The following is a 12,628-nucleotide window of genomic DNA, read 5'->3' as shown; positions in this document are numbered from 1 at the left end:
TAAAGACATTAATGGCAGAATGGGAAGGGAAATCCAGGGGAAATAAAACCGGCTACGGAATTTTTATAGCGGTTTTAAAAAAATTGGGCGTACTTCCTGCTTACCTGTTGTTGCTGTTTGTTGCTGCCTATTATTTCCTGTTTAGCTGGAAATCTTCCCGCGCCATTTGGTATTATCTTCGAAAGCGCCTTGGTTTTCCCCTTCTTAAATCGCTGATCAGTCTTTATAAAAATTATTACTGGTTTGGCCAGGCGCTGATCGACCGTATTGTAATGATGGCAGGTATTTCCAACCGCTTTACTTTTAACTTCGATGGGGAACAACATCTCCATGAAATGGTTGCTGCTGGCAACGGCGGCTTACTTTTAAGTGCGCATATCGGCAACTGGGAAATTGCCGGCCATTTGCTGAAAAGATTGAACACCCGGATCAATATCGTTATGTTTGATGGAGAGCATCAGCAGCTGAAACAATACCTGGAAAATACCACTGGTCAACGCAATGCCAATATTATCGTCATTAAAGACAATATCTCCCATATTTATGAAATAATGGAGGCGCTTAATAATAATGAATTGGTGTGTATGCATTCTGACCGTTTCTTACCGGGTAATAAAACGTTACCGGCTGATTTCCTTGGTAAGTCTGCCCATTTCCCACAGGGACCTTTTGCCCTGGCCACCAAACTAAACGTACCGGTTTCCTTTGTTTTTGCAATGAAGGAATCTTTATACCACTATCATTTTTTTGCAACCCCGGGTGTCGTCTATCGAAACAAACCCGGTATCTCTTCAGAAAAGGTACTGGAAGCTTTTGTAGATGCTATGACGGAGAAGGTAAAACAATATCCCACACAATGGTACAACTATTACGATTTCTGGAAATAGGTATACCTGGTCATAGTCGGTAAGTTTCCTTACTTTTAACGCCGTTAAAAAAACGCTGTGAGCATTTCAAAAAGTATATTACCCTATATTCCACAAAGAACGCCCTTTGTAATGATTGATACCCTGGAGTCTTGCGACGAAAGCGGAGCGTCTACTACTTTTGAAGTAAAGGCGGATAATTTATTTGTAGAAATGGAACTGTTGCGGGAGCCTGCATTGATTGAAAATATCGCGCAAACGGCTGCCGCACGTATGGGTTATATCTGCCAGCAGGAGCAAAAACCTGTGCCGGTAGGTTTTATTGGAGCCGTACAAAACCTTAAAATAAGCAATCTCCCTAAAATTGGGGATGTGCTTACTACTGCTATTACCATAAAGAACCAGATATTTAATGCCACAATTATAGAGGGGGCTATATCTGTTAACGGCGAGTATATTGTCTCCTGTGAAATGAAAATATTTATATCCTAAATACCTAAAAAAAGCAAAAAAATGAAATCGCAATTATTATTATTATTGATGGTTTTAACGTTCGGCATTACTGTGAAAGCTCAAACCTTATCGGAGGTACTGAATAACACCGAAACACCTATTTTCTATTATGGAATTGACTTCACTAAAGCGAGGTTGATGGGAGATCCCAACGCTAACCCCAGGGATATTGTGGAGCGCCAGTTTGCAGGGATCAATGCGTTGATCATTAACGAGTATAAAAAGTACGACGTAGCAAAAGCATTCAGGAGAACTGAATTGGCCAATGATTTGAGTTACACCGATAAAAGAAACGAAAAAGCCGACCCGGATCAATTGTTATCAACTAATTCTGATGATTTTAACAGGCTTAGTGAAAAAGATATCCAAACTTTGATCAGCGGCTTTAACGGAGGCGCTAAAACAGGAACAGGTCTTGTGTTTGTAGTTGAAGGAATGAGCAAAACAAAAAAGGCTTTATCTCTTTGGGTAACACTTTTTGATATAAAAACGCGCAAGGTATTAATGACCAAACGCATGGAAGGCGCTTTGGGATCAGGTTTTAGCTTTAGAAACTATTGGGCTACCGGTTTTAAGAAAATAATTGATCAGATTGAAAAGTCTGAGTACAAGAAATGGAAGTCTAATTAATGAAAACACTGAGTCATACCGTTGAGGTTTTAATCCGATTTAATGAAGCCGATCCTTTGGGAATTGTTTGGCATGGACATTACGTACGCTATTTTGAAGACGGGCGTGAAGCGTTTGGCGAGCAATACGGAATTGGATACATGCATTTTTTCAAAGAAAATATTGTAGTACCGATCGTTCATGCAGAATGCAATTATAAAAAGTCGCTCAAATTCGGTGATTCAGTGATTGTAGAATCTACCTATCATCCCTGCGAGGCCGCAAAAATAATTTTCAGCTATAAACTGTATAAAAAATCAGATCGCAGCCTGGTGGCGACAGGAACCACAACGCAGGTTTTTTTGGACAAAGACACACAAACCCTATTATTAAATAACCCGCCATTTTTCCTGGAGTGGAAAAAACAACAGTTGTTGTAGCGCAGAAAATGAAGGAATTATGAAAAGGGTTTTCCTGATTGCCGATAATATTGTTTCGCCGTTTGGACTGTCTTCTGCCAATAATTTTTCAGAGATAACAAAAGGAAATACGAATGTGAGGCTGCATGAGGCGGGAGCCAGAAGTCCTAAAGCGTTCTATAGCGCTTTGTTTACAGATGAATTTTGGCAGCAAAAGATGATACCGTCTTTTACAAGGTTCGAATCATTGCTGGCGTTATCCATAAAAGATACCTTAAGCTACGCGGATATTGATCTGGCAGACGGGAAAACCGGCCTGATCATTTCATCTACAAAAGGAAATATCAGTTTGCTTGAAGAAAATGAGATTAGCGATTCCTTAAAGAGCGAGATCAGTCTTGGTTCGTCTGCACAAAAAATTGCCCGGTATTTTGGTTTTAGCGCAAAGCCGGTAATTGTTTCTCATGCCTGTATTTCAGGTTTGGTTGCCTTAATTACTGCCAAGCGAATGTTGCAGGCTGGGCTGTATGAACATATTGTGGTTACGGGTGCAGATTTGATTACCCGGTTCGTATTATCGGGCTTTCAGTCGTTCCAGGCTGTAAGCGATGAGCCTTGCAGGCCGTTTGACGCAGCCAGGAAAGGAATTAACCTGGGTGAGGCCGCGGCTTCGATGATCCTTTCGGTATATCCGCCACCGCAGAACGTTATTGAATTAAAAGGCGGCGGTATCAGTAACGATGCCAATCATATATCTGGTCCGTCACGAACCGGACAGGAATTATTTATGGCCATAGACCAGGCGATGAAAGAGGCCAAAAGCGAACCGGGACAAATAGACTTTGTATCCTTACACGGTACAGCAACACTGTACAACGACGATATGGAGAGCAAAGCGATCAACCTGGCAGGACTTCAATCGGTTCCTGTAAACAGTTTGAAGGGATACTATGGGCATACTTTAGGCGCTGCCGGCCTGGTAGAAAGCGTGATCAGTGTACATGCATTAAGAGAAAACCTGCTGATTCCTACCAAAGGGTTTGAAACACCCGGCACTTCAGAAAATATCAACGTTTGCAGTACCTTGCAGCAAGCCGCTTTGAAAACCTGCCTTAAAACGGCGTCGGGTTTTGGAGGCTGTAATGCGGCAGTTGTGTGGGAAAAGGGATAGAAATGCATTGAAAACCGGAGCGGGATTGGACTAAAACAAAAACGAAATAATAAACCAATAAATGACGAATTTTTACGCGAAAGACAAGAAGTCTGCTATAGATGCCAAACACCATGCACAGGTGATTGCTCATGGGCCAATAGTATTTCAGGTAGCCAGGTTATTAAGAGACAAAGGTATTTTAAAAGTAATAGAAGACCATAAGACGGGTATTAATTTGGCCAGAATCGTAGAGCAAACAAATGTGCCTGAATACGGAGCCCGGGTGTTATTGGAAGCAGGGCTTGGAATGGAAATGGTGACCGTAGATGAGGACGGAAAATATTACCTGGCAAAAACCGGGTATTTTATTCTGCATGATCCGCTTACCAACGTAAATATGAATTTCGTGCAGGACATTTGTTACAAAGGCCTGTTTCACCTGGAAGAAGCAATTGATACGGGCAAACCGGCCGGATTAAAAGAGCTGGGTAGCTGGAACACCGTTTACGAAGGACTTTCTCAGTTACAGCCACAACAACAAAAAAGCTGGTTTGAGTATGATCATTTCTTCTCAGACATTGCTTTCCCTTTGGTGCTGAAGCATATTTACAAGCCGGAGAATCATATTCAAAGATTACTGGAAATTGGCGGAAATACCGGGAAATGGGCGTTAGCATCCACAAAATTTGATCCCGAAGTGCGTATCACTATTGTTGACCTGCCGGGGCAGGCAGCAATGGCAAGGAAGAATATTGAAGACCTGGGGCTTGCTGACCGTGTAGATTTTTATCCGGCAAATGTGTTAGACGAGTCAGTACAGTTTCCTCCCGGATATGATGCGGTTTGGATGAGCCAGTTCCTGGATTGTTTTTCCGAAGATGAAATTGTTTCTATCATGAAGCGTTGCGGACAGGCATTGAACAAGGAGGGTGCGATTTATATTTTAGAAGCGTTCTGGGATAATCAGCGTTTCGAAACGGCTGCTTTTTGTATCCAGCAGCTATCTATCTATTTCACTGCAATAGCCAATGGTAACAGCCAGATGTATGATAGCCGTGTTTTCAAAAAAGCAATCGACAGGGCGGGCTTCGACATTGTAGAAGAAATAAGTGGTATCGGGTTAAGCCATACCTTACTGAAATGTAAAAAACGCAAATAATGAACCGATAGCAGAATGGAGATGCTGATAAATAATTTTAAAAGCCGCTAAAATCCATCTGCTTTGAATGCTAAAAATATCGAACTTTAAATTTTAATATCAAACGCATTTTATGCAACCCGAAAAAGTAGATGTCCTTGTTATTGGTGCTGGTCCCGCAGGTACCGTAGCCGCTTCCATTGTAAACCAGGCTGGTTATAAAGTTAAGATCGTGGAGAAACAAGAGTTTCCGCGATTCGTGATTGGAGAAAGCCTGTTGCCCCGATGTATGGAAGCACTGGAAGAGGCAAAATTTCTGGATGCGGTGAAGGCAAGGGGCTACCAGCAAAAGAACGGCGCCAAGTTTGAAAAACAGGGAAAGATATGTAACTACTTTTTTAACGACCAGTTTACGGATGGGTGGGGATGGACCTGGCAGGTGCCTCGTGCAGACTTTGACCACACATTGGCGAAAACTGTTGAGAGCCAGGGTGTTCCGGTTGAATATCAAACCGGCGTTACTGCCATACAGTTTCACCCGGATGGAACTTCCACAACAACCGTAGAAGACAAGGATGGTAATACAAGAGAAATATTTGCACGGTTTATTATAGATGGAAGTGGTTACGGCCGCGTCATACCCAAATTATTTGGAATGGAACGCCCGTCTAACCTGCCTCCCCGCAAAGCGGTGTTTACCCACCTGGTTGACACCAAGCGCTCCATGGATGACGAGCCCGATCGCATTACTATTATTGTACATGACAAAGCCGTATGGATATGGGTGATTCCTTTCTCTACTGGTATCACCTCTGTGGGGTATGTGGCTGATCCCGGATTTTTTGAGCAATTCACAGGCACTCAGGAGGAGATTATGAGAGCGCTCATCGCCTCGCAACCCTATATCGCCGAACGCATGAAAGATGCTGAACTGGTATTTGAACCAAGGGTATTACAATCATGGTCGTCCACTACCGATAAGTTTTATGGCGATGGATTTGTATTGACCGGGAACGTAACCGAGTTTCTCGACCCGGTATTTTCGTCGGGTGTTACGTTAGCCACCGTATCCAGCCAGATCGCGGGCAAACTGGTAGTGAAAAAGTTGAAAGGCGAAGCGGTAGATTGGAATAAGGAATACATGGATATTATGATGCAGGGGGTAAATACCTTCCGCAGCTACGTAATGGCCTGGTATGAGGGAACATTGGATACGATCTTCTTTGCTGACGACCAGGATGCAGAAATCAAACGCAAAATATGCTCGGTATTAGCGGGCTATGTTTGGGATATGGAAAATGATTATGTTAAAAACCACGATACGGCATTGAAGAAACTGGCAAAAACGATTCACTTAAGAGACAGTATTGCTTATATTAATAACGGGTTTAAGGACTAGAATCAAATAAGGTTGGGTGAGAGATATTTATATATTGTAGCAGGTCCAAATGGAGCAGGAAAAACAACCGCATCATTTACTCTCCTACCGGAAATACTTGACTGTAAGGAGTTTGTTAATGCCGATGAGATAGCAAGGGGATTATCTCCATTTCAACCCGAAAGCGTATCTGTCCAGGCGGCCAGACTTATGTTAACCAGGATCGGTGAACTAATGGAAGCTGGTGTAAATTTTGCTTTTGAAACCACACTGGCTACTAAAAGCTATAAAGGAGTAATAAGTAAAGCAAAGAGTTTAGGCTATAAGATTATTTTGATTTTTTTTTGGCTTGAATCTGACGAGTTAGCAAAGCAGCGTGTATTAATTAGAGTATCAGAAGGCGGCCACAACATTCCGAACGAAATAATTACGCGACGATATAACCGTGGGGTAGCTAATTTAAAAAATATCTATTTTGATATTTGTGACGAGGTTTATGTTTTTGACAATTCTGTATCGCCGGGCGCTCCTGTTATTGAAAAGGTGAATGGAAGTATAAATATCTTTAATGAGATCATTTTTAATAAGATAAATTCGATGAAATGATGGCAGACAAACACTCAACAATAAAAGAAAAAATTTATTACGGGTTAAACAAAACTCATGAACGATTAATTGAGTTTAAAAAGCAAAAAAAATCTGCCATTGTTGTCATGGTTGAAGGTAAAATAAAACGGATTACACCAGAAGAGATTAAGAGTGGCAAATAGTCTTTATAAAACAAAAAGTGTTTTTATCGGGTCTGGTAAGATTGTGTGCAATGGCATCCCGTTATTGGACCACAACATTGAAGGAGATTTCTTTTCGTTCCTTTATGAAAAGCTGGATATCAACTATCCGAAATTTTTCAAAATGGATGCGCTTTGTAAGCTGGGCATTGCCGCTACACATATTTTATTAAAAGATTTTGATAAAACAGCCTATCAGCCTGGAGAGTTGGGTATTGTTTTATCTAACCGCAGCGGTAGTGTTGAGGCAGATATTAATTATTTCGAATCATCCAAAACCTTCCCCAGCCCCTCGCTGTTTGTATATACCCTGCCGAATATTGTTATTGGCGAAATAAGCATCCGGTATGGATTTAAAGGAGAGAATGCCTTTTTTATCAGTGAACAGTTTGACCCCGAGTGGATTTTTTTTTATGTAAACAACCTGATGCAATACCAGGGGATCAAAGCCTGTATCTGCGGGTGGGTAGATGTGGAAAATGACGAATACGATGCCCGTTTCTTTTTAGTAGAGCAGGGAAAAGAGAATGGGCTTAACTTTACGGCCGAGAGTTTAAGGGAAGGATGTGCGGCATAATAGGAGGTTGTGGAAATCAGAATAGATCCATGCCGACATACAAATCAACGCCGGAACTTTTCTTACAGTGAATAAATAAATTTAAAGAAGAATTTTTTGATGGATAAGAAAGAGCTGATTTACCAGTTAAAGCAACAGATCATAAAGCAACTGAACCTGAGTGGCAAAACGCCCGGGGATATCGGGGACGACGAGCCGCTTTTTGTTGAAGGATTAGGCCTTGACTCTATTGATGCATTAGAGCTGATTGTATTACTACAACAGGAGTATAATATCAAGCTAAAAAATGCCGAAGAAGGACAAACGATCTTCCGTTCTATTACCACAATGGCCGATTACATACTGGAGCAGCAGGCCGGCGCAGCAAATTAATGTCAGCACCGGTTTACATATCAGGTACAGGCGTTATATCCGCTATCGGAAACAATGTTGCGGAGAATGTCGAAGCACTCACTTCCGGCAAAGCCGGGATGCAGGCTATGCAGCGTTTGCAGTCTATTCATAAAGATAGTTTGCCGGTAGCAGAGGTAAAGCTCAGCAATGAGGCTTTGGCTGCTCTTGCAGGCTTACCCGCCCATACCAGCCGGACGGCACTTTTAAGTACGGTGGCTGCCCGTGAGGCGTTGACCAGTTCTGGTATTGATATTACCAACTGGCGTACCGGCTTTATTTCAGCTAACTCAGTAGGGGGGATGGATAAAACTGAGGATTTTTTTGAAGATTTTCTAAAAGATAACAGCAGCGGCCATCTGCGTGAAGTGATCAACCATGAATGTGGAACCGTAACAGAAATTACTGCCGACGCCCTGGGCGTAAAAGACTTAGTTACCACCGTCAGCACGGCCTGTTCGTCATCTGCTAACAGTATTTTTTTAGGTGCGCGGTTGATACGCCAGAATAAGCTGGACGTAGTGATCGCCGGAGGCACTGATGCCCTTACCCGCTTTACATTAAATGGGTTTAATACCCTAATGATACTGGATAGTGAATGGTGCCAGCCATTTGATGATAACCGACGGGGACTTAACCTGGGTGAGGGCGCCGGCTATGTGGTATTGATCTCGGAGAAGGTGGCACAAACCCTTCAAAACCGGCCGGCGGTAGCTATAACCGGATGGGCAAATGCTAATGATGCACACCATCAAACGGCTTCTTCCCCCGATGGAAAGGGTAATTTACTGGCCATGAGTGGCGCATTGCAAAAGGCGGGTATCAATCCTGGGCAAATTGATTATATCAACCTGCATGGTACCGGAACCAATAATAATGATATTGCGGAAGGCACAGCTATTAAAACCTTATTTGAAGGCTCATATCCCGACATGAGCTCCACCAAATCCTTTACAGGTCATACTTTAGGGGCCAGTGGGGGCATAGAGGCCGTATACGCAACAATTGCTATAGAAAAGGGCATCGTGTTTCCCAACCTGAGGCTGGAAACTCCTATGAAAGAACTTCCGTTTACACCTTCGGTTGAGTTGAAAAGCAAAGAGATTAAGCATGTAATGTCTAACTCCTTTGGCTTTGGCGGCAACTGTTCTTCTTTGGTGTTCAGCAAGATTTAATAACTGCCCACCGGTAACGCGGCCGGCGGTTTAGCCAGCGCACTCAGTTTTCGTCCACATGTATCCGTAAAATTTTGGCATGGTATGCAACAACTTTAGTTGCATTCAAGAGTGAACTGCACTTGTCCTTAACAGCATTGAATAGCAAAGACAAAAATCCAAGAGCAAAATATTTTCCAGGTTTTTTTGGCAGGAAAGAATAATATTCGTTTTTTCGCTTAAACGAGTAAGCAGATATATTGCCTCTAACGATTTTGTAACTTCTCAGTCAGGGTATTGGAAATAAAAGACAAAAAAATCTTTTTGACCATTTGCTTCAACGATCAAGTAGTACGTAAATTAAAAACCACGGTTCATTCTCAATTGCATTCCCTAAGGAAAAGCCGTAGCTATAAAAAAACCTCGATATGCGTCGTAGCTTTATTAAAAAGTGTACCTCTGGCTGGTACTGTAAACTGAGACAGGCAAAACCATGATTTGACACAAATGCCGGGATATTAAAAAGTTACTATGAAGTTTATTATTACTATTTTTCTCTTTATAGAAAGCCTGATCGTAAGTGCACAACAGGTCGTGAATTTTCAAACTGAGCTCAGACGATTATCCGACATCAGTTTGTTGCCTCAATACATGGAGGGCACAGTGGTAAAACAAATATCCTCTTACGACCGCACGGGAGGCAATGACGATGGTTTCAGCGGGAAATACTCGTTTATCAGGAAAGAAAAAGGAGGGCTGGTTATATTGGATGCACAGGGAAGTGGTGTTATTGAACGTATATGGACACCTACGCCTACTAACGATACCCTGGATTTTTATTTCGATGGTAGCAGCAAGCCGGGTTTAAGTATAAGGTTCAACGATCTTTTTTCAGGAAAAGTGGAGCCATTTGTAAAACCTTTGGTAGACGCCTATATGGTGGGAGGATACTACAGCTATATTCCCATTCCGTATGCCAAAGGATGCAAAATAATTTTCCGGGGAGAAAAGATCATGTTTCACCAGGTGCAGTACCGCGAGTACAACCAATCCTATAAAGTAGAAACATTTAGCCTTGCAGGAGCGCTGGCCCAAAAAGATTTATTGCGAAAAGTAACCAACCTATGGAGCGATGAAAACAGAATGATCAGCAATTTCAAATACTCCGGGGTTAAAACAATAGAAAAAGAAATGCAATTGATGCCCGGGGAGTCAACTATTGTGGCACTTATAACCTCCGGGGGGCGCATCGCGGGTATAGAACTGGATCCTCCCGCTATTTTCGACGGCCTGTATAAGCAGGCGGATATAAAAATAACATGGGACGATGAGGCCATCCCTGCAGTACATGTTCCTGTAGCAGACTTTTTCGGCTATGCTTTTGGAGAACGGGCCATGGAGAGTTTATTAATAGGAGCAACCAGTGGTAAACTGTATTGCTATATTCCAATGCCTTTTGAGAAAAATGCAACCATTGCCCTGGAATATAGAAAGTCGGATGAGCTACAGCAGGAGCCGTTACGCCTGAAAACGCGTGTTTATTACACCGCTCAAAAGAAAACAGCCAACGAAGGCAGGTTTTATGCAAAATGGACCCACGATGAACCAGCTACCGGGCAGCCGTATGTTTTCCTGGAAGGAAAGGGCAAGGGCCATTACATAGGAACCATCCTGCAGGCGCAGGGAAAGGACTATAACAATTTTACTGAATTCTTTGAGGGAGATGATCAAACCTATATTGATGGGGAGTTGCGGCTGCATGGAACGGGAAGCGAAGACTACTTCAACGGGGGCTGGTATGCGCAGCCGGGAGGCTGGACGGCCAGGGCAGGCGCAGCCTTAAGCGGCTGTACCGATTACTCAATTCCCCTGAGCCGAACCGGTGGTTACCGGTTTTTTCTTAGTGATAAAATGCCGTTCAACAAGGAAATCAAACACACTATCGAACATGGCCCGGTAAACAACCGGCCGGTAAGTTATTCTTCCATAGCTATGTATTACGCCGATAAAGCCATTGCCGTTAGTGAGCCGCCATCCAACACGGTTACAAAAGTATTAGTGCCGGATACAGTGACTTTCTACACCAATTTTTTAAGGCACATCACGTATAACGGAGGTGTTGATTTTAAAGATGGTCATGCCCTTGTAAAGGATAAGGAGAACAACAGCGTAACCATTAATGTCAATGAGGTTCCTGACGGCAGGTATGAAATGTACATGAATACGCTGGATGCAACTACTGATAGAATTGGGATTCGAATTGCGGATGTAACAAAAGTATACGACTGGCGTACAGTTGCTTTACAACCAGGTAAAGGAGATAGGGAGGTTTATCTGGGAGATGTGGATATTAAGCACAATACGGTACCGGTGGTTCCGGTAAGCATTATGTTCCGCTCGGAAGCCGCACCAGGACTTATTTTTAACCGGATTGTACTGCGTAAAAAATGAGCGGGCGTTGTTTTACGCAGGTACAGGCAAGCGGTTGCTTTCAAATAGACTGCAAAATTTGCGTTGAACTGGTAGTCTTCGATCTTGTGTGATGCCAGGTTATTAACCCGTATTTTTGACACAATAATCTGAGTTCAGAGATAATAGCAGCGAAACAGGAAAGAGATATGAAAAAAAGAGTTTCAATAAAAGATATTGCCGAAAAGGTGGGCGTTTCAACCGCGCTGGTTTCTTATGTGCTTAATGGTAAAGAAAGAGAGGCCAGGGTAGGAGAAGAGATTGCCGGCAAAGTGAGAAAGGCTGCTGCAGAAATGAATTATCAACCCAACCTGATCGCCAGGGGTTTAAAGTTCGGACGAACCAATACCATCGGGCTGATTGTGGCAGATATTTCAAACCCATTTTTTGCTACACTTGCCCGGAGCATCGAACTGGAAGCACAGAAGAATGGGTATACCGTTCTTTTCGGAAGCAGCGATGAGCAACTGGACAAATCTCAAAACCTGATCAATACCTTTTTAAACCGCCAGGTAGATGGCTTGATTATTACACCGGTGGCCGGCTCCCAATCGCAGATTGAAGAGCTGAAAAAGAAAGGTGTAAAGTTTGTGTTGATGGACCGCGGATTTAAGGATGTGGAAACGAATGTGGTGGTTACAGATAATCACGAAGCTATGTACAGTGCCGTAAAACTATTAACGGAAAAAGGGTATCGAAAAATCGGGATGATCGCTTACGATACGCCGCTAACCCATATGCAGGACCGGATACAGGGTTACAAGGATGCTTTAAAAAAGGCCGGAACGAGGTTCAAAACAGAGTGGTTGAAAAAAGTACCCTACCTTGATTATAAAGAGCATGTAGCAGATGCCATTGCACAAATGTTGAAAAAGGGAGATGAGCTGGATGCCCTCGTGTTTGCTACCAACAGCATCTCCGTGCAGGCATTGAAAGTAATTCATGCAAGGGGCATTAAAGTGCCCGACGACCTGCGGATCATTAGCTTTGATGAGAGCGACACCTTTGAATTCTTTTATGCTACCATTACCTACATCAAGCAAAACCTGAACGAAATAAGTGAGAAGGCGGTTCAGCTGCTGGTTAAGAATATAAACGCTACGGCACCCAGGCCCGCCAAAGTAATAGTGCCCTCCTCTATCGTTTTAGGGCAAAGCAGCAAATAAAAAAGCAA

Annotated in this window: 14 protein-coding genes; all 14 read left to right on the top strand. The window is 42.9% G+C overall.

The features are described 5' to 3' along the window. Positions 1 to 11: 11 nt before the first annotated feature. The 14 genes from ACLOAU_RS06020 to ACLOAU_RS05955 all read left to right on the top strand — a co-directional run bounded on the left by ACLOAU_RS06020 (position 12) and on the right by ACLOAU_RS05955 (position 12,620). A complete protein-coding gene (locus ACLOAU_RS06020; RefSeq protein WP_427860954.1) occupies positions 12 to 887 on the top strand; it encodes a lysophospholipid acyltransferase family protein in 876 nt (291 codons plus the stop codon). A gap of 57 nt (positions 888 to 944) precedes the next feature. Continuing rightward, positions 945 to 1,358, top strand: coding sequence for a hotdog family protein (locus ACLOAU_RS06015; protein WP_427860953.1), 414 nt, complete (start codon positions 945 to 947; stop codon positions 1,356 to 1,358). Positions 1,359 to 1,379: 21 nt separating this feature from the next. Then, complete coding sequence (locus ACLOAU_RS06010) at positions 1,380 to 2,009, top strand: hypothetical protein (protein ID WP_427860952.1); 630 nt, start codon at positions 1,380 to 1,382, stop codon at positions 2,007 to 2,009. Further along, positions 2,009 to 2,428: an acyl-CoA thioesterase gene (locus ACLOAU_RS06005; protein WP_427860951.1), complete on the top strand. Its 420-nt coding sequence runs from the start codon at positions 2,009 to 2,011 to the stop codon at positions 2,426 to 2,428. The genes ACLOAU_RS06010 and ACLOAU_RS06005 overlap by 1 nt, the downstream gene beginning before the upstream one ends. A 19-nt stretch (positions 2,429 to 2,447) precedes the next feature. Beyond that, a complete protein-coding gene (locus ACLOAU_RS06000) occupies positions 2,448 to 3,578 on the top strand; it encodes a beta-ketoacyl synthase N-terminal-like domain-containing protein (protein WP_427860950.1) in 1,131 nt (376 codons plus the stop codon). Between the two features lie 61 nt (positions 3,579 to 3,639). Further along, the gene (locus tag ACLOAU_RS05995) at positions 3,640 to 4,719 is read left to right on the top strand and encodes a methyltransferase (RefSeq protein ID WP_427860949.1); all 1,080 of its coding nucleotides are present in this window, start codon (positions 3,640 to 3,642) and stop codon (positions 4,717 to 4,719) included. A 112-nt stretch (positions 4,720 to 4,831) separates the two neighbouring features. After that, complete coding sequence (locus ACLOAU_RS05990) at positions 4,832 to 6,097, top strand: NAD(P)/FAD-dependent oxidoreductase (RefSeq protein WP_427860948.1); 1,266 nt, start codon at positions 4,832 to 4,834, stop codon at positions 6,095 to 6,097. A 12-nt stretch (positions 6,098 to 6,109) separates the two neighbouring features. Continuing rightward, entirely contained in the window at positions 6,110 to 6,682 is a 573-nt protein-coding gene (locus tag ACLOAU_RS05985; RefSeq protein ID WP_427860947.1) for an ATPase, read from the top strand. Then, positions 6,679 to 6,846 (top strand): hypothetical protein, encoded by a 168-nt coding sequence (locus tag ACLOAU_RS05980; protein ID WP_427860946.1) that lies wholly within the window; start codon positions 6,679 to 6,681, stop codon positions 6,844 to 6,846. Before ACLOAU_RS05985 ends, ACLOAU_RS05980 begins: the two co-directional genes overlap by 4 nt. Next, positions 6,836 to 7,441, top strand: coding sequence for a beta-ketoacyl-[acyl-carrier-protein] synthase family protein (locus ACLOAU_RS05975; protein ID WP_427860945.1), 606 nt, complete (start codon positions 6,836 to 6,838; stop codon positions 7,439 to 7,441). The genes ACLOAU_RS05980 and ACLOAU_RS05975 overlap by 11 nt, the downstream gene beginning before the upstream one ends. 99 nt (positions 7,442 to 7,540) lie before the next feature. Beyond that, the gene (locus ACLOAU_RS05970; protein ID WP_427860944.1) at positions 7,541 to 7,813 is read left to right on the top strand and encodes a phosphopantetheine-binding protein; all 273 of its coding nucleotides are present in this window, start codon (positions 7,541 to 7,543) and stop codon (positions 7,811 to 7,813) included. Next, the gene (locus ACLOAU_RS05965; protein WP_427860943.1) at positions 7,813 to 9,006 is read left to right on the top strand and encodes a beta-ketoacyl-[acyl-carrier-protein] synthase family protein; all 1,194 of its coding nucleotides are present in this window, start codon (positions 7,813 to 7,815) and stop codon (positions 9,004 to 9,006) included. The genes ACLOAU_RS05970 and ACLOAU_RS05965 overlap by 1 nt, the downstream gene beginning before the upstream one ends. A gap of 510 nt (positions 9,007 to 9,516) precedes the next feature. Further along, positions 9,517 to 11,436, top strand: a complete 1,920-nt coding sequence (locus tag ACLOAU_RS05960) for a glycoside hydrolase family 172 protein (protein ID WP_427860942.1) — start codon at positions 9,517 to 9,519, stop codon at positions 11,434 to 11,436. Between the two features lie 167 nt (positions 11,437 to 11,603). Next, complete coding sequence (locus tag ACLOAU_RS05955; RefSeq protein ID WP_427860941.1) at positions 11,604 to 12,620, top strand: LacI family DNA-binding transcriptional regulator; 1,017 nt, start codon at positions 11,604 to 11,606, stop codon at positions 12,618 to 12,620. The last annotated feature ends 8 nt before the right edge of the window (positions 12,621 to 12,628 follow it).

The sequence above is a fragment of the Paraniabella aurantiaca genome, assembly GCF_050309965.1.
GTDB lineage: Bacteria > Bacteroidota > Bacteroidia > Chitinophagales > Chitinophagaceae > Niabella.
This window is presented reverse-complemented; position numbering and strand designations above follow the sequence as displayed.